Raw genomic sequence first — 17,695 nt, forward strand, 5'->3', positions numbered from 1 at the left:
GATTTTTATCATATTTAAATTTAGAAATTATAATCGTCGCTTTCATCAATGGTGATGGCTCTTAAAAACTTATCGAATTCTTCGCCGGGATAATTGCTGTCTGCTCCGTAAGAATCGATGATCATTCCCATATTTCCTGCCGTATCTTTTACCAGATAAAGCACTGCATTATCATCAGGATTGCTATCTCCCTCAAAACGGTACGTTTTCAGAACCGTTAATTCTGAAGGCTGATACACCTTGTCTGAATTTTCAAACTTCATTTCGCACTTTTCATTCATTCTGAACTCACGATGTACTCCTCTTTGTGCCAATTTTGCCATTACCTGACTTAAGGTTGTCATTTTATCAATATTGTCTGTATTTTCCATAATAATATTTTTGTTTTAAACTACAATAATTAAACCATTGATCGCTTTGTTGTGGTATTGGCAAAGATTATATTTTTAAATTTTTTCAATATCTGTTAACAAAATTTATCGTGACAGAAAATGTTTGGGTATACTTTTTGCAATAACGAGAATATATAAATCAGACAGAATATGAAAAAAGAAGTCGGAGTTTTACTGGCAGGAGGAGTTGGTCTTTTGGCAGTATTAAGTATCATAGGAATAAAAAAAATATTACACAGAAAAGATAAAAAATACAGTGATGCCTATTCGGATTATCACAGACATTTCGAAGACAAAAGCTACGATGATGAATATCACGGAGTAGAATTTTATGCACTGAAGTAGTTAAAAAATATATCTAAATCATGTTAAAATCCGGGGCTTTTAAGGCTTCGGATTTTTCTTGTGGAAAACTTTAATGTTAAAATTGATCATTTTATCATCATTCCACTCTAATTTTACATCATCAATGCAGAACGAAAATATCATAAAAGGTCAGGGCGCACAGCGAAATGTTATCAACCGTTTCGACCGATATACCTTTGAGCCTGAAGAAGATGATTTCGAAACGGTAAAAACCTCTTTTACCGAAGTTTTCCCTAAAAGCATCGTTAATCAGGTAAAAAGTGATGATCTTCCGATGGAGTACTCCATGAATCCTTATCAGGGTTGTGAACACGGCTGCTCTTACTGCTTTGCAAGACCTACTCATGAATATTGGGGATACAGCGCAGGAATTGATTTTGAAAGGAAGATCATGGTGAAGAAAAACGCACCGGAACTTTTAGAAAAGTTTTTTCAGAAAAGAGGATATCGACCGGCTCCCATTTTGCTTTCAGGAAATACAGACTGTTATCAACCCGCAGAAAGGCAGTTTGAGATTACCAGAAAAATACTGCAGGTCTGTCTGGATTACAGACATCCGGTTCATGTTCTTACAAAAAATGCCCTGGTTCTTCGCGATATCGATATTCTGCAGCCTCTAGCCGAACAAAATCTTGTGTCCGTTTCTCTTAGCATTCCCACCATCAATGAGGAACTTCGAAGAAAAATGGAACCGAGAACCAGCGCTGCAAAAAACAAATTGAAAGCCATAGAAATTCTGTCTGAACACAAAATTCCTGTCAATGTCATGGTCGCGCCAATTATTCCCGGATTAAACAGCGATGAACCTTTAACCATTTTAAAAGCAATCTCTGAAGCAGGAGCGCAAAGTTTCGGATACACTTTGGTAAGATTAAATGATTCTGTAGAGCCGGTTTTTGTGAACTGGATTGAAAATGCATTTCCGGACCGTGCTCAGAAAGTTTTAAATCTGATCCGTTCTATGCGGGGCGGAAAATTAGGTGAGAAAAAGTTCTTCGACAGACAAAAGGGAGAAGGGAATATTGCAGAAATGATTCATAATACCTTTAAAATAGGGCGGAAAAAGTTTTTCGATGGAAAAGAATTTCCGAAACTTTCCATTAAAGATTTTACGGGAGCAAAAGATCAGCAGCTGAGGTTGTTTGATTAACAGTTTCACAAAAATAAAAACCGCTCCAAAAGGAACGGTTTCTTTATCAATTTTTTGCAGTCTACATATCCGTTACAGGACATTCGAAATCTTTGCTGCATGCAGCGCATACAATGACGTCTCCGCAAACGTACATACAAAAATCCGGTTCATCCGGAAAAGACTTAATTCCTCCTGCTCCTTTAATTCCCTTTAATTGGCTTTTGCTTAGTTTTTTTAAATTTTTCATATTGTTTTAGTTAAAAATTTGATAGTAGTGTAAAGATAATTAAAAAAATAATAAATCAAACTATTGTGTAATATTTTGGTTTATTTTTTAATAAAAATAAAATATGAATGAATTTTCCTATATTAGTGAATAATATTTTTAGAATTTTATAGTTAAACACTTATCATAATAAAGCGGTTTCCGAAAAGCTGACAGAGTAGGAGTACATCAAAATCAAAAAACTATGAAAAATTTTAAAAAGCTTTCAAGAGAAGACAAAAAAAGAATTTCTGCAGGCTACGGTCCTGCGTATTGCATTGAGGGAGGAGGTCCCGGTTCAGGCGGCTGTGGAGCCAATGAAATATGCTCCGGCGGAAAATGTGTGCCGTACCAAGATCCGGGAGGAGATCCGGGAAATCCCGGCGGCGGCGGAGATGTTTATACCTGTATCTGTCCGTGGGGTACTTTTACACAATCTACTCCATGCCCTGAATTCTACTGTATTACAGGATAATAAAGATTATAAAGTAAGAAAAGGGAAGGTGTTTATTACCTTCCTTTCTTATATTATGTAATCATTTCTTGCTGTCTGAAAGGCATAAAAAAACCGGGCAAATAACCCGGTCTGTATTTATTTTTTAATTAATCCTAATTCAATTAATCTTTCGTGTAAAAATTCACCTGCTGTTGTATCTTCATACAGTTTAGGATTGTTTTCGTCTACACAGTTTTCCAAAGCATTCAGTGACATTGAACTCACGGGATGCATAAAGAAAGGAATTGAATATCTTGAAGTTCCCCACAATTCTCTTGGCGGATTTACCACTCTGTGAATCGTAGACTTCAGTTTATTGTTGGTATGTCTCGAAAGCATATCTCCAACGTTAATCATCAGTTCGTCCGGTTCTGCAATCGCATCAATCCATTCTCCTTTATGATTCTGAACCTGAAGGCCTTTCCCCTGAGAACCCATTAAAAGAGTTATCAGATTAATGTCTCCATGAGCAGCAGCTCTTACCGCATCATCCGGCTCTTCCGTAATAGGCGGATAGTGAATTGGTCTTAAAATAGAGTTTCCTTCTGCAATTTTATCATCAAAATAAAATTCATCAAGACCAAGATAAAGCGCTAAAGCTCTCAGAACATACTGTCCTGTTTTTTCCAACATTTGGAAAGCTTCTTTCCCTACTTCGTTGAATTTTGGAAGTTCTTCAACGATTACATTGTCCGGATACTCGCTTTTGTATTGGGAATCATCAGACACATATTGTCCGAAATGCCAAAACTCTTTCAAGTCTCCTTTTTTGAAGCCTTTTGCAGTCTCCTTACCGAATCCTACATAGCCTCTTTGTCCGCCAATTCCCGGAATCTCATACTTCTGTTTCGTTTCCGTTGGCAATTCAAAAAAGTTTTTTACCTCTCCATACAGTTCATCCACCAATTTGTCATCAAGAAAATGGCCTTTTAAGGCTACAAAACCAATTTCTTCATAAGCTTTTCCGATTTCATTTACAAATTTCTGTTTGCGTTCCGGGTCACCCGAAAGGAAATCACGCAGGTCTACACTAGGTATTTTATCCATTTTTAGAAATTAAAAGGATTTTGTATTTCTTATAATAAAATTTGTATAATTTCTTTCTTTTTTCGGAAAATATTCTGTCAATGAAATTATTTTACCGTTATTTTTCTTCTCTTTAAGACAATTTTTATGATTTTCATCAGACTCGGATGTATTTTGAAAATCAAATGAAAGTTGCTTTTCAGTAGGTTTTGGTTCTTGATTTTTCATAATATTAATTTAACCCGTTTTCTTCCAATGAATGAATAGCTTGATGTTCTAAAGTTGGTAAAGCTTGAAGTGATTTTGTTGATTTTGGTTTTATCTTTTTAAGATCAAATTCAGCCAACTTTCCATCTTTTTTTCTGTCTGCAAATTTATTAAAAAAACTGAGATATCTTCTAGGTGCGACTCCATCATATACTAAAATTCTAACTTTTGTATCACTTTTTTCATCCTCAGTTATTGCATCGCTATGTAAAGTTATACATAAACTCTTTGAATAAGGTTCTATATAATATATCTCTTTAATCCCTGAAACAATAATATGTCTAGCACAGTTATGACATGGATATGTGGTACAAAAAAGTTTGCCTTCTACCATTTTTGAACCGGCCAATTGACTACCTGAAATGATTGCATGCATTTCTGCATGTACAGAGCGAGAAAACTCTATTAAATCTTTTATTTTAGATTTTACTAAAATATTTTCAATTATATTTCTAACTAATAAATCATTACCATATAATAGATCTTTAAGATTTGGATCAGTAATTATAGAATTTAATATTCCTTGGATTAAATCATTTTTTTGATTATCGTTGCTACAATAACCTAAAACTTTACATCTTTTATCATTTATATCTTCTTCTTTATAAAGGTTACCTCCAAATTTCGGCACATCATTCCAACCAGTAGAAATTAGATTTCCTTCTTTATCAGTTATAGATGCCCCAACTTGTCTGGATAGACAAGCTGAGTTAACGGAGGCTGATTTTGCAGAATACATTGCTGTTTCATTAAAAGTTGGAGTAATAATTTCACTTTCAAATATTAAGTGAAGATATCTTTCAATTTTTTTATTTAGCTGCTCAATATTTTCATTTGAAACTCTTACGATAAAATCTCCTTCAATAAATGTACCTTTTACATTTTGACCAAAATCATTATTCTCAAAATCATCAGCATTAACTATTTTATCTATTTCACTAGGAGATAAATCCTTCGCTTGCAAATTTGTTTTCCGCTCATTTAAAGGAGAGAAAATACTAAATAAATAAAAATTTTCAGTGTAAACAGATCGAAGAAGTAATAATTCCTCTAAATTTTTTATTGAATCAAAAATAAAGCATTTTCTTCTAGATTTTAAATCTTCAATGTTAAGGTTTATATCTTCCTCTTTAATACCTGCTTCTTCTAATCGGGAAAATAAGATTTGTCTTATTGCTAACTCTGCTAAAACAGAGTTATTAATTCTTTTTCTTAATTTATCACCTTCTGTTATTTTATGCATTAAATTAGAAAATGCTTGTGTTTCTCCATTTTTTGAAACAACTGATTCAGTTTTATGCTGCTCTATAAATTTACTCAATTTAATAATTTCTACATCATAAAAATATTTTTTATTAAGTTGTTTTTTGATTTCTTCAATGACAACCTCTCTTGAACTACCTATAGGAGCACATATACCTATAAATAACTCTTCAGTTTGAGTATTTTCTACTTTATCTCTAGTTGTTTTACCTTTGCTTAAATTTAATTCATTATTTAGCTTTTTTGATGCGTCCATGGTTTTTTAGTTATATAGATAAATATATAAATTTTTTATTATAATATATTTAAATTTGTATTATGAAAAAATATTCTTCCAAAAGAAGTATTCAGATACTTGCACACCTTCTTCAGCAATACGGAATTTCAGATATCATTGTTTCCCCAGGATCCAGAAATGCACCTTTGGCGATTCATTTTTCAGAGATCGACAGTTTCAACTGTTACAGTATTGTGGACGAGAGAAGTGCGGCTTTTGTAGGAATGGGAATGGCGATGAGCGAAAAAAAACCGGTTGCAGTTACCTGTACAAGCGGTTCAGCCTCCGTAAATTATTATCCGGCAATCACCGAAGCTTTTTATTCCAATATTCCGCTTTTGGTGTTAACTGCTGACAGACCAACGGATTATGTGGATATTTTCGACGGACAGACGATTCGTCAGAATAATCTTTTTCATCAGCATTCTTACGGAGATTTTCAGCTTTTGGAAGATGGAAAGGAAAATGCGGAAGACATTAATTTTGATATCATTAAAAAAGCCATTGAACTTTGTATTGAAAAACAAGGTCCGGTTCACATCAATATTCCTCTTGAAGAACCTTTATATGAATTAATTTCAGAATTACCGACTTTCCCGACGGTTGAAAAAACAATCAAACAGAAAGAATACGAAATTCCTTCTAACCTTATTGCAGACTGGAATACTTCGCAAAGAATCATGATTCTTGTGGGAACCAAAGATCACAGTCCGGAATTGGAAAATCAGCTGACGCAATTGGTTAAAAATCATACGGTTGTGGTGTTGAGTGAAGCGAATTCAAATTTATACCACGAAAAATTTTTCAGGCATATAGACCGATACGTTTTCAATTTCACGGAAGAAGATTTTAAAATGTATGCGCCTGATTTGCTGATTACAGTGGGACAGAATGTTGTTTCCAAAAAGGTGAAACAGTTTTTAAGAAAAGCAAAACCAAAACAGCACTGGCATTTAGATCCTGTATGGCAGCCGGATACGTATTTTGCTCTGACCGAAAAGATCGAGGTAAAACCTGAAGTTTTCTTTTCTAAATTATTAAAATTTGTCAATCTCGAGCCTAAACCTTATTTCAATCTATGGGATGTTTTAAGAGATAAAAAGGATGCAAAACATGAAAAGTTCATTAGTTCCGTGGATTTTTCAGATTTTTATTTTTTCAATAAAACGGCACAGATTGTTCCTGAAAATTACAATATTCATTTCAGCAACAGTTCGGCAATACGCTATGCGCAGCTTTTCGATTACGGCAAAAGAAGAATTTACTGCAACAGAGGAACGAGCGGAATCGATGGTTCAACTTCTACAGCAATGGGATTTGCAATCAAAAATTCTAATCCTACCTTGTTGATTACCGGAGATTTAAGTTTTTTCTATGACATTAACGGACTTTGGAATCAGTACATTCCTCCGTTTGTAAGGATTATGATTTTCAATAACGGCGAAGGAAATATCTTCAAAATTATTCCGGGACCGGGAAATGCCAATCCGAATACGTTAGACGAATTTATCGCTACAAAACATCATAAAAACGCTGAGTATTTAGCCAAACATTTCGGATTCTCCTACACAAGAGTAGATGAAGAGGTAACTTTAGACCGTGTTCTTGAAAATTTCTTTAAACCTGATGTTCAACCTAAGGTATTGGAAATCAATACGCAGGCATTGCATAATGCTGATATACAGAAATCGTATTTTAACTTTCTGAAAGAAAATTAAAGATCTAGATATTCTTCATTTCCAGGTAAATTGATAATCCTGTCCAAAGGATAAATGAAATTTTCGTCAAAATCGTTCATCGCGTTAATGATTTGGAAATGAGAGAATTGCTTGATGTTCTGTAAAGTGATCTCGGCTTCTTTTACTTTTTTGTGTTTTAAAAGATTTTGTCTCTGTACACCATTCAGAAGATACGTTGAAGGAGTAAACCAGTCTTTTCCTTTTAAAAATAAAAGGTTGGAGTAGGAAGTGTCTGTAATGTGATTGTTTTTAACGATGATGATTTCTTCGGCTTTGGATTTCATCTTCATCTTTTCGAGCTCTTTCCGGTCTTCAAATTTAAAAGAATAATCGTAGCTGTTGTTTTCTACCAACTGAAAATCGTCAATTTCAGGAATCGCATAAGGAATCATCTGAGTGCGGATTTTCTTATCAAGATCATACACGATTCTCAGCTTGAAAAGTCCGTCCTCATCATGCTCAAGATGTTTATAAATCTTGGCAATATCTATGGTACCTTCCTTTCCAAAATGGGCGAAAGTCTGGTCTACACGCTTTTGATGAAATTCCAATAAAAAAATTTCCTGATCTTCTACTTTAATGCTTTCAATGAATTGGGACATAGATTTTGTTTTTCATTTCCTGATATTCGTCTTCTAACCTGCTCATGTGTGTAATTCCGCCTCCGCTTTTAAAGAAAAGCTCTTCTCCTTGTTTTTCGATAAAACGGATCATCACACAACTGTCGACATTTTTTCCGTCAAACCAACCGCAAACGCCTGTATAATATCCTCTTTCATAACCTTCTGCATCCAGAATAATTTCCAGTGTTTTAGGTTTTGGAGCTCCCAAAATAGAACCTGCAGGAAGCAGTTTTTTCATGATGCTTCCCAGTTTTCCATTAAATTCAGGTTTGATGTTTCCTGAAATTTCGGAACTCATGGCATATAAATCTTTTTGCTTTGTTTTGATGAAATCGATGTACTGAAATTTGTCAACTTTCACATCGTCTGCCACCATGCTCAGATCATTCCGGAGCAAATCTACCACTGTGTAATGCTCGGCTTTCTCTTTTTTATCATTTTTAAGAATTTCCGCTGCATTATCCAGAGAAGCATCAATAGTGCCTTTCATGGGATAGGTAAAAATTTTTCCGTCGTTGATCTTTACAAAAGTTTCAGGAGAAAAAAATACGAAAAAATCTTTATAAAAAACTTTATATTTCGCCGAAGAATGATAAAATATTTCTTTTAGTGTTAAATTCGTCTCAATTTTAGTTTTTCGGGTATAATTTACCAGATAAGAATTTCCGAAGCGAATATTTTTCTGAACTTTATCAAACCCTGTTTTAAAGCTTTCCAAAGTTTCAGGATAAGAAATCCATTCTAATTTTTTGTTTAAATGAGGCTCTGTTTGTACTTTTGAAAAGTTTTGAAAATCAATTAATAAGCCTGATTTTTCAATTTCATTTTCTTTAAAGATTTCAACATTCTCCGTAAGAAAATCAATGATAAAAAAGTAGGGAACTTTCTGTACTGAAAGTTCATCCATTTCTATAAATTTTTGATGATTCGCCGAAAACATTCCGCAAAAGTAATTATTGATGTTTACTTTTGCACAAAATTTTTTTAATGGAAAACAAATATCCACAGAAACCGGGATTAGATTTTATACTGAAGCAGGCATTTTTCTACTGGAATAAGACGCTGATTTTTCAGCTGATGTTTTCGGTGCTTTACTTTGCCATATTTTTCACCTCAATGTTTTTCTTTGCAGAAAAATTCGGGGTATTGGAGCAGCAGCAGCAACTTATCGAAGCCTATCAAAACGGGATGGATGCTTATCTGGCAAAAGCGGCGGAACTTGGACAAACGGATAATTCTCGGTATTTCAGCTATGCTTTACTGGGAACACTGGTTTTCCTTTACCCTTTAAATCTTGGGTTTTTTCAGATTTTCCGAAAGATTGATTTAAAAGAAAAAATTGAGATCAGTGATTTACTGGCGGGTTACAACGGAACGAACTTTTTCAGATATATTTCGTACGGTCTGTTTTGGTTTTTGATCTATGCCATGATCTTCAATACCTTAATTTTGCCTGTTATCTGGGTTTGCATTACGATTTTTGTAGCACCGATGATGTTTTTCATGAACCGAACCATCTTCGAATCGATTTCTTTAAATTTTAAAGCGCTGAAGATGTATTTTCTGGAAATATTTGTGTGTGTGATGGTTGCAGTAATTTTTAAATACATAGGATTTGCCCTGTTTTTTGTAGGAGGTTTATTTACATTTCCTTTCTGGAATGCGATGATTTATTCGCTTTACAAAACCATTTTCTCCGAAAAGGAATAAATTTGGAGTGATTTTAATATTATTTCTGCCAAAAAAAGATTAATTTGGTAGTAACAACATTAAAAAATCACACCATGTCAGAATTTGATGAATTTGATCAGCAGGGTTCTGTTCCGGAAAGGAATACAGGATCTATTATTTCTCATGCTTTCGAAATCTATAAAGGAATTTTTCTTTATGCGATTGCTGCAATGATCGTTTATGTAATTGGCGATTTTGTATTACAGTCTGTTACAGGTTATAATTCCTGGGAAGGCTTTAGCGGTTTTAAAGATATTGAGGATGGCGATTTTTCTCAATATAATTATTTGACCCGACCGGGAGCTTCTTTGTATTATTCTGTTTCGAGTGTTTTTGGCATTCTGTTTTCTCCTATTTATGTAGGACTAATTTATATTGCCAATAAATTTAATACAAAAAATGCAATAGAATTTTCTGATCTATTTATTGGGTATCGTCAAAATTTAGGAAATATCCTTCTGTACTGCTTATGCACTACAATTATTTTTGGTATTTCCGCAGCACTGTGCGGGATCCCGTTCTTGTTTGTTTATCCACTTTTTCTTTTAGGTTATCCTATCCTTTTGTTTGAGAATGCAAATGCAATAGATGCAATCAGCAAGACTTTTAACATCGCAAAAGAAAATTACGGTACGTTTTTAGGTGCAGGTCTGTTGGGCGGATTAATTAGTATAAGCGGAATTGTTCTTTGCTGTATAGGCATCATAGCTACTTTTCCGTTTATCATGATCGTAATGTATTCTACTTACTGTGCCCATTTAGGAAAACCAAGACAAATAATAAACAAGTAATGAATAAAAATGAACAAATAAGCAGCGTCAAAATAAAGCAGGTGTTTCTGCTGGCAATTATTTTGATATTGGCGGCATTAATCTGTTATAATCTTGCGCTTTTTATCCCTTCCGTATTGGGAGCAATCACCATATATGTGGTGTGCAGGAGATATAATTTTTATCTGCAGGAAGAAAAAAAGTGGAAACCGTGGCTTGCCTCATTAACGCTGATGTTTGCGAGTCTGGTTATTCTCATTCTCCCGATTTATTTTATAGGAGATCTTTTAATTGAAAAATTAGGAAATGCGCAGGCTTACATGGATAAGTTTAATGTATTTCTGGAAAAAATTCATACTTATATTTTCGATAAAGTAGGGTTTGATATCTTAAGCAAAGAAAATATGGATAAGCTGAAAAGCAGTGTAGGACAGTTTTCTACAAAAGCCCTCAGCGGAACTTTTAATACAATGACGGTTGTTATGTCGGTGTATTTTATTCTTTATTTTATGTTGGCAAAACCTCGTTTATTCGAAAGAATTCTATCCTCTTCAGCTCCTCTGAAAAGATCCAATGTATCTATGATCGGAGAGAAAATGAGGAAGCTGATTATGGCAAATGCGATCGGAATTCCCGTTGTTGCTCTCGGACAAGGAATTGTTGCTTTAGTGGGATACTTCATTTTTGGCACACCAAGTCCGGTTTTGCTTTTTGCATTAACGGCGGCAGCTTCTATGATTCCCGTTGTGGGAGCAGCAATTGTTTATGTTCCTGTCTGCGTTTATATGATTGCAGAGGGAAACACCGGAGCGGGACTCGGGTTGGCGGCTTATTGTCTTATTGTGGTAGGATTAACGGATAATGTGCTGCGTTTTACCCTTCTGAAAAAGCTAGAAGACATTCACCCTTTAAATACGGTTTTCGGGATTATTATGGGGATGAATTTATTCGGTTTTATGGGGCTGGTTTTTGGTCCTATTTTAATTTCATTAACTTTGCTTCTGATTCAGGTATACAGAAACGAATTTTCGGATGATGATACTCCTGATCTGCAGTTACCGGGTAAAGATGATGCCCTGGAGCAAAAAATCGATTTAATGGTATAAGATGGAAGACGGAATAAACCCTGAAATTTTAAAAGAAATCTGTTTCTTAAAGATGCCTTTCGGGAAATACGAAGGAACAGTTCTCGCGGATCTGCCGATAAGCTATCTGGAATGGTTTGCCAGAACAGGAATGCCCAAAGGAAAGTTGGGAATGCAGTTATCAACAATTTACGAAATAAAATTAAACGGTCTAATGGATTTGCTGACTCCAATTCGGGGAGGAACGGTGAATTTTGAAAAACCTAAAACAAAAACGTATAAATTTTAGCATAAAGTTTCGGCGGCATCGAAGATGCCGCCGAAACTTTTTTCAAATAGATGCTATCTATAAGTATGTTTTCAGCTAATTAATTGATTTTTCAGTAGTATGCTTCAATTTTAATCTAAAGAATTCTCAGAGAGATAAAAGAGAAAAAGCCTGAATTCATTAAATTAGAAAGTTTAATTTCATTATTACTTAGTAAACCTGCCACGGAATTGTTTATTTTTTTTGTTTTGCCTCTGAAGGTTTAGTTTTTCTGCATGCGCATTCATGATGTTTGCTTAAATATTCAATGGTTGATCTGCACATTTTTTCTAAAACAGAAAGATGGATATCAGATAATTTTTTTACATAAATACACGATTTTCCCATTCTATATTTTCCAAGTTCTTCCAGTAAATATTGGGTTTCTTCAGTTGGAGAAAATACATATAGTGAAAATGCGGATTTACGAGGTGAGAAGCTGATCAGAGGCATGTCTCCTGCATGTCCGCTTTCGTATTTATAATGATAACTGCCAAATCCGATAATTGCAGAGCCCCACATTTTGGGTTCAAAGCCAGTCCAGTCACTCATTAGCGAGATCAGTTTAAAACTTTCCTCTTTCTTTTGTTCATTTTCCACATAAGAGTTGATGAAATTTGTAACATTTACTTCTGTTTCGACTGTTTTATTTTGGGGCATAGAAGATTATATTTTACAATTAATAATTTATTCCTTCAAAGCAGCAATTTCATCCCTTAATTTCGCGGCTTTAATAAAATCAAGATTTTTCGCAGCGGCTTCCATTTCCTTCTGCTTTTGCGCGATTACTTTTTCCATATCTTCAGAAGTGTAGCTTGCTTTGGCTTCAGCAACTTTCTGTAAAATTTCTTTTTGCGTATATTTCTCATCCGGAAAATCTTTGCTTCTTCCGACAAGGCTTTCAGAAATCTTCTTATTTAAAGCCACCGGAACTTTGCCGTGTTCTTCGTTGTACTGCATTTGTTTTGCACGGCGGTATTCAGTCTCATCAAGCGTTGCCTGCATCGATTTGGTGATCTTATCAGCGTACATAATCGCTCTTCCATTAAGATTTCTCGCGGCACGACCAACGGTTTGGATCATCGATCTTCGGCTTCTCAACATCCCTTCTTTATCCGCATCCAGAATCGCTACTAAAGATACTTCCGGTAAATCCAGACCTTCTCGCAATAAATTTACCCCGATTAAAACATCAAAAAGCCCCACACGCAGATCCTGCATGATCTGGATGCGTTCCAAAGTTTCCACATCGGAATGGATGTACCGTGTTCTGATCCCGAATTTGGTAAAATATTTTGTTAATTCCTCCGCCATTTTCTTGGTTAACGTCGTTACCAGAACCCTTTCATCAAGATCCGCTCTTTTCTGGATTTCCTCCATTAAATCATCAATCTGATTCAGCGTTGGACGGATTTCTATAATCGGATCTAAAAGTCCGGTCGGTCGGATAATCTGCTCAATATAAGCACCTCCTGTTTTTTCCAGTTCATAATCCGCAGGAGTTGCCGAAACATAAATAACCTGATTCTGAATGGCTTCAAATTCTTCAAATTTCAAAGGACGGTTATCCATTGCGGCAGGAAGTCTGAATCCGTATTCCACCAAAGCTTCTTTACGGCTGCGGTCGCCTCCGTACATCGCATGAACCTGCGGAACTGTAACGTGGCTCTCGTCAATCACCATCAAATAATCTTTAGGGAAATAATCCAATAAACAGAAAGGTCTTGTTCCCGGCAATCTTCCGTCGAGATACCTCGAATAATTTTCAATTCCGGAACAGTAACCCAGTTCTTTAATCATCTCCAAATCGAGTTCGGTTCTTTCCTGTAACCTTTTGGCTTCCAGTGGTTTTTCAATAGAATTGAAAAAATCAACCTGCTTTACCAGATCATCCTGAATATCGCGGATTGCGCCGTTCAAGGTCTCTTTTGATGTTACAAAAAGATTGGCAGGATAGATCTGAATCTGTTCAAAAGCTCCTGTCACATTTCCCGAAACCGGATCAAAACTCTGGATTTTTTCAATCTCATCCCCGAAAAACTGAATTCTGATTGCGTTATCCGCATAAGCCGGGAAAACATCAATCACATCTCCCTTTACACGGAATGTACCTCTTTGGAATTCGTTTAATGTTCTGGAATATAGTGCATTAACTAAAGAGTGAAGAAGTGCGGTTCTGGTCGCTTTTTCACCAATCGCAATGGAAATTAAAGATTTGTGAAATTCTGTCGGGTTTCCGATACCATAAATACATGATACGGAAGCAACAATCAGAACGTCCCGTCTTCCGGAAAGTAAACTCGCGGTTGCGGAAAGTCTTAGTTTTTCAACTTCTTCGTTGATACTCAGGTCTTTCTCGATATAAGTTCCGGTTGTGGCGATGTAAGCTTCCGGCTGATAATAATCGTAGTAACTTACAAAATATTCAACGGCATTTTCAGGAAAGAATTCTTTAAACTCCATGAAAAGCTGTGCCGCCAAAGTTTTGTTATGAGCTAAAACCAAAGTCGGTTTCTGTACATTCTGCACCACATTGGCAACGGTAAATGTTTTTCCGGATCCGGTAACTCCTAAAAGCGTTTGGTATTTTTCTCCGATTTCGATTCCTTCGGTGAGCTTTTCTATCGCTTGTGGCTGATCTCCGGTAGGTTTATATTCTGATTGAAGTTTAAAATTCATAAAAATTGTGATGTTATCCTAACAAAAATACGAAAGAAATATTTGACATCGGGAACTATTTCATACCACAGATTCATTAAAATAGACGAAAGACTTTATATAAAACAAAAACAGCACCCAATCTGAATGCTGTTTTATTTAAAAAAAATCAATCCTAATTTTGAAAATACATCGTTAGTGGAATTCTCATTCTGTAGCGAACTTGTTTTCCGTCTTTTTCAGCAGGTTTCCAGGTTATATTTTCATTGGCTTTTTTGAAGGAATTCACTGCCTCTGTATTAAATGCTTCATTGTTTCCCGCGGCTTTAACATCGGCAATATTTCCGTCTTCCAGAACAGTGTAGTTGATTTCAGTTCTGTACGTTTCTTTGCTTACATTAACTTTATTTCCGTCAAAAGATTTTGAAATATTATTCCTTAATTCATTAATCCCTCCCGGATATTGAGGAAGCAGTGTGGGCTCTTCTTTTACCGTTTCATTTGTTGTACTTTGTGAAGTTTCCTGCTTTACTATTGTGTTTTTACCCTCTTTTGGTCGGATGGTATCCTGAACTTCTTTTTCAGTATTTGCTTTTTTTAAAAGTTCTGCAACGTTCTCAGTTTCGTTATGTAAAGCATCATTTTTGAAAACATTACTATTTTCTTCATTATTTTCAATGATCTGATCTTTCACCGGTTCTGATATTGTTTCCTGTGTTTTTTCGATCATCTTTTCGATTGGAGTTGCATAGGTTCTCTGCACAAACAGTCCGAAAGCAATCATTAAAACAGGAATACTTATTACTTTTTTTAAGTCTGTAATTTTTGATTTTTTGGTGTTCATCATAATAAATCGTTTTTTGGTGTTTTTGAAATTGAATGTATGGGTAAGGTTATAGTTTTGGTTTGAAATAATTTCTTCCAGAATTAAATTCTGATAGTCTTTTATGGTAAAATCATTTTTTAAGACAGATTCGTCCGCCAGAAATTCATGATTGGTAATTATTGCTTTTTTGTAGAAATACACAGACGGATTGAACCACGTAAAAGCCTTTATGATTTCAACAATAATAATATCAATGCTGTGTTTCTGTTCCAGATGACTCTTTTCGTGAAGAAATATTCTGGAATCTATTTTGTTGTCAATCAGATAGTTTTTTCCTAAATAAATCGTATTCCAGAAGCTGAAAGGCGAAATAGATTCATTTGTGATGATGATATTTTGATTCTGATAGATCATTTTTTCACCCTTCAGATTTTTAATTTTTAAATATGAAATAATAGTTCTTGTCAGGAAAATCAATGTTACGATTCCGTACAATATCCAGATCAGATTCATCCAGTTAAAGCTTTCCTGTTTCGGCGTAATGTCCATAACCTGTAGTGTTGCTTCAATCGTTTTCTGCAAACGATTAACAGGTTTTTGAGCTTCCGATTGAATGGAAATGAACGGAACGGTGTAAGAAAATACAAGGGAAAACAAAAGGTAAAACCTATTGAAACCATACATTTTCTCCTTCTGCAAAAACACGTAATATACGGTCAAAAGCAAGGAAGAACACAGAATTATTTTTAAAACGATCATCATTTTTCGTCGATTTGCTGGTCGATAATTTCACGGAGTTCTTTCAGTTGTTTTTGGGAAAGCTTTGCATTGGACGTAAAAAACGATGCAAACTGCGTTACGGAACTGTTGAAAAAACGGTCAATCATGGAAGTCATTTCTTCTTTGAAATAGGCTCCTTTCGCGATCTTTGGATAATATTCGCGGGAATTTCCATACAATTTGTAGCCAACAAAATCCTTATTTTGCATTCTTTTCAGAAGGGTGGCAATAGTTGTAGTGGCAGGTTTGGGTTCAGGGTAGGATTCTAAAATGTCCTTCATGAAAACTTTTTCTTTTTCCCAAAGAATTTCCATGAGATCTTTCTCAGAATCGGTCAGTTTTATTTCTTTCATATTCTACGGATTGTTATTTGTTTCTACAAATGTAGAATAAAAATTTAAACCACCAAATTTTATGGCATTATTTTTCCATTTGAAATTAAAATAATAATCCTAATTCAATGAAAATCAGTAAATTTTATATTTCAGCAATCAGTTTAATTCTCCTGTTTTCATCATGCAAAGAAAATAAACTTAATGCCCAAAAGCTCGGAAAAGACGGAAGCGTAGAAACGAAAGAGCCTAATTCTCCCGAATATAAACCTGCTTTTGCCGGACAGACCAGAATAAAAGCTGTAAAAACCTCGACGCCTTACAAGGTTGAAATTTTAAATAAAGATCTTGGAAAACCTTGGGGAATTGTCAATTTACCGGACGGAAAATTTTTAATTACGGACAAAAGAGGATATATGAATGTGGTTTCTGCCGACGGAAAAGAAATTTCAAAAATCGAAGGCTTCCCGAAAGTAGATTCCAAAGGGCAGGGCGGAATGTTAGATGTGGCTTTAGATCCTGATTTTAAAACAAACAATATCATTTATTTCAGTTTTTCAGAACCTTATGAAAATGGAAATCATACTGCGGTTGCAAAAGGAAAACTTTCTCAGGATTTAAAAACGATTTCTGAAGTAAAAGTAATTTTCAGAGCAACTCCAACGTACGACGGAGACAAGCACTATGGAAGCCGATTGGCGTTTGATAAAGACGGAAATCTGTTTGTAAGTACAGGAGAAAGATCAGATAAGCAAACCAGAGTTTATGCTCAGAGAACAGATAATTATTTAGGTAAAATCTTAAAAATAACGAAAGAAGGACAGCCGGCTCCCGGAAATCCTTTCATGGAAAAAACAGGATTTAAACCTGAAATTTATGCGTACGGAATCAGAAATCCGCAAGGTCTGGCAATCGATCCGAATGGAAATTTGTGGGATGTAGAAATGGGACCGAGAGGAGGCGATGAGATCAATTTAATAAAACCCGGGAAAAATTATGGTTGGGGAGATGTAACCTATGGAATCGAATATTCCGGAGATAAAATCAACAATGGGACGACTCAAAAAGCGGGAACAGAACAGCCTGTTTATTACTGGGATCCTGTAATTTCACCAAGCGGAGTTACGTTCTATACCGGAAATATCGACGAATGGAAAGGAAATCTGATGATCGGCTGTTTAAGTGGAGAACACATCAACCGGATTGTAATGAAAGATAACAAAGTGGTGGGTGAAGAAAGGCTTCTGGAAGATCAGAACGAAAGATTCCGCGATGTTCTCAATGGAAGCGACGGAAATTTGTACGCTGTTACGGACAGCGGAAAATTGTATAAAATTTCTAAAAAATAATAGTTTTGTTC

The 17,695-nt window shown here is 35.2% G+C and carries 20 protein-coding genes; 9 read left to right on the top strand and 11 right to left on the bottom strand.

Features of this window, described 5'->3' with window-relative positions; genetic code table 11:
* Positions 1-20: 20 nt before the first annotated feature.
* On the bottom strand, positions 21-371 hold the full coding sequence (locus BW951_RS07035; RefSeq protein ID WP_076391246.1) for a hypothetical protein: 351 nt from the start codon (positions 369-371) through the stop codon (positions 21-23).
* A gap of 171 nt (positions 372-542) precedes the next feature.
* Here BW951_RS07035 and BW951_RS07040 point away from each other — a divergent pair, with 171 nt between their 5' ends.
* Both BW951_RS07040 and BW951_RS07045 read left to right on the top strand, forming a co-directional pair.
* Positions 543-737 carry a hypothetical protein gene (locus BW951_RS07040; RefSeq protein ID WP_076391248.1) on the top strand — a complete coding sequence of 65 codons (195 nt, stop codon included), beginning with the start codon at positions 543-545 and terminating at the stop codon, positions 735-737.
* 124 nt (positions 738-861) lie between these two features.
* Positions 862-1,908 (top strand): PA0069 family radical SAM protein, encoded by a 1,047-nt coding sequence (locus BW951_RS07045; RefSeq protein ID WP_076391250.1) that lies wholly within the window; start codon positions 862-864, stop codon positions 1,906-1,908.
* Positions 1,909-1,969: 61 nt separating this feature from the next.
* On the opposite strand, the gene BW951_RS22680 is transcribed toward BW951_RS07045, so the two are convergent.
* Positions 1,970-2,137 (bottom strand): bacteriocin-like protein, encoded by a 168-nt coding sequence (locus tag BW951_RS22680; protein WP_165762945.1) that lies wholly within the window; start codon positions 2,135-2,137, stop codon positions 1,970-1,972.
* Positions 2,138-2,360: 223 nt separating this feature from the next.
* On the opposite strand from BW951_RS22680, the gene BW951_RS07050 reads away from it, so the two are divergent.
* Positions 2,361-2,630 carry a bacteriocin-like protein gene (locus BW951_RS07050; protein WP_076391252.1) on the top strand — a complete coding sequence of 90 codons (270 nt, stop codon included), beginning with the start codon at positions 2,361-2,363 and terminating at the stop codon, positions 2,628-2,630.
* 117 nt (positions 2,631-2,747) lie between these two features.
* Here the strand turns inward: BW951_RS07050 and BW951_RS07055 are convergent, their stop codons facing one another.
* From BW951_RS07055 to BW951_RS07065, 3 genes are read right to left on the bottom strand one after another with little or no spacing between them, the layout of a single operon-like run.
* Positions 2,748-3,698, bottom strand: a complete 951-nt coding sequence (locus BW951_RS07055; protein ID WP_076391254.1) for an isopenicillin N synthase family dioxygenase — start codon at positions 3,696-3,698, stop codon at positions 2,748-2,750.
* Between the two features lie 9 nt (positions 3,699-3,707).
* Entirely contained in the window at positions 3,708-3,905 is a 198-nt protein-coding gene (locus BW951_RS07060; RefSeq protein WP_076391256.1) for a hypothetical protein, read from the bottom strand.
* A 4-nt stretch (positions 3,906-3,909) separates the two neighbouring features.
* The gene (locus tag BW951_RS07065) at positions 3,910-5,463 is read right to left on the bottom strand and encodes an anti-phage dCTP deaminase (RefSeq protein WP_076391258.1); all 1,554 of its coding nucleotides are present in this window, start codon (positions 5,461-5,463) and stop codon (positions 3,910-3,912) included.
* A 62-nt stretch (positions 5,464-5,525) separates the two neighbouring features.
* Here BW951_RS07065 and menD point away from each other — a divergent pair, with 62 nt between their 5' ends.
* Positions 5,526-7,202, top strand: coding sequence for a 2-succinyl-5-enolpyruvyl-6-hydroxy-3-cyclohexene-1-carboxylic-acid synthase (menD, locus tag BW951_RS07070; RefSeq protein ID WP_076391260.1), 1,677 nt, complete (start codon positions 5,526-5,528; stop codon positions 7,200-7,202).
* On the opposite strand, the gene BW951_RS07075 is transcribed toward menD, so the two are convergent.
* On the bottom strand, positions 7,199-7,825 hold the full coding sequence (locus tag BW951_RS07075; protein WP_076391262.1) for an aminotransferase class IV: 627 nt from the start codon (positions 7,823-7,825) through the stop codon (positions 7,199-7,201). The genes menD and BW951_RS07075 overlap by 4 nt on opposite strands.
* Positions 7,809-8,786: an aminodeoxychorismate synthase component I gene (locus BW951_RS07080; RefSeq protein ID WP_076391264.1), complete on the bottom strand. Its 978-nt coding sequence runs from the start codon at positions 8,784-8,786 to the stop codon at positions 7,809-7,811. The genes BW951_RS07075 and BW951_RS07080 overlap by 17 nt, the downstream gene beginning before the upstream one ends.
* Before the next feature lie 47 nt (positions 8,787-8,833).
* Here BW951_RS07080 and BW951_RS07085 point away from each other — a divergent pair, with 47 nt between their 5' ends.
* From BW951_RS07085 to BW951_RS07100, 4 genes are all read left to right on the top strand, one after another.
* Complete coding sequence (locus tag BW951_RS07085; RefSeq protein ID WP_076391266.1) at positions 8,834-9,556, top strand: hypothetical protein; 723 nt, start codon at positions 8,834-8,836, stop codon at positions 9,554-9,556.
* A 74-nt stretch (positions 9,557-9,630) separates the two neighbouring features.
* A complete protein-coding gene (locus tag BW951_RS07090; RefSeq protein WP_076391268.1) occupies positions 9,631-10,368 on the top strand; it encodes a beta-carotene 15,15'-monooxygenase in 738 nt (245 codons plus the stop codon).
* Entirely contained in the window at positions 10,368-11,453 is a 1,086-nt protein-coding gene (locus BW951_RS07095) for an AI-2E family transporter (RefSeq protein WP_076391270.1), read from the top strand. The genes BW951_RS07090 and BW951_RS07095 overlap by 1 nt, the downstream gene beginning before the upstream one ends.
* A 13-nt stretch (positions 11,454-11,466) precedes the next feature.
* On the top strand, positions 11,467-11,721 hold the full coding sequence (locus BW951_RS07100) for a DUF3820 family protein (protein ID WP_076391951.1): 255 nt from the start codon (positions 11,467-11,469) through the stop codon (positions 11,719-11,721).
* 213 nt (positions 11,722-11,934) lie between these two features.
* On the opposite strand, the gene BW951_RS07105 is transcribed toward BW951_RS07100, so the two are convergent.
* The 4 genes from BW951_RS07105 to BW951_RS07120 all read right to left on the bottom strand — a co-directional run bounded on the left by BW951_RS07105 (position 11,935) and on the right by BW951_RS07120 (position 16,356).
* The gene (locus tag BW951_RS07105; protein ID WP_076391272.1) at positions 11,935-12,399 is read right to left on the bottom strand and encodes a DUF1801 domain-containing protein; all 465 of its coding nucleotides are present in this window, start codon (positions 12,397-12,399) and stop codon (positions 11,935-11,937) included.
* Positions 12,400-12,426: 27 nt separating this feature from the next.
* Entirely contained in the window at positions 12,427-14,418 is a 1,992-nt protein-coding gene (uvrB, locus tag BW951_RS07110; RefSeq protein WP_076391274.1) for an excinuclease ABC subunit UvrB, read from the bottom strand.
* A gap of 154 nt (positions 14,419-14,572) precedes the next feature.
* Positions 14,573-15,985 carry a M56 family metallopeptidase gene (locus tag BW951_RS07115; protein ID WP_084196377.1) on the bottom strand — a complete coding sequence of 471 codons (1,413 nt, stop codon included), beginning with the start codon at positions 15,983-15,985 and terminating at the stop codon, positions 14,573-14,575.
* A complete protein-coding gene (locus BW951_RS07120; RefSeq protein WP_076391278.1) occupies positions 15,982-16,356 on the bottom strand; it encodes a BlaI/MecI/CopY family transcriptional regulator in 375 nt (124 codons plus the stop codon). The genes BW951_RS07115 and BW951_RS07120 overlap by 4 nt, the downstream gene beginning before the upstream one ends.
* Positions 16,357-16,463: 107 nt before the next feature.
* Between BW951_RS07120 and BW951_RS07125 the strand changes: the two genes are divergently transcribed.
* Positions 16,464-17,684 (top strand): PQQ-dependent sugar dehydrogenase, encoded by a 1,221-nt coding sequence (locus tag BW951_RS07125; RefSeq protein WP_076391280.1) that lies wholly within the window; start codon positions 16,464-16,466, stop codon positions 17,682-17,684.
* Positions 17,685-17,695 lie beyond the last annotated feature (11 nt).

Source organism: Chryseobacterium gambrini (assembly GCF_900156825.1).
Classification (GTDB): Bacteria; Bacteroidota; Bacteroidia; order Flavobacteriales; family Weeksellaceae; genus Chryseobacterium; species Chryseobacterium gambrini.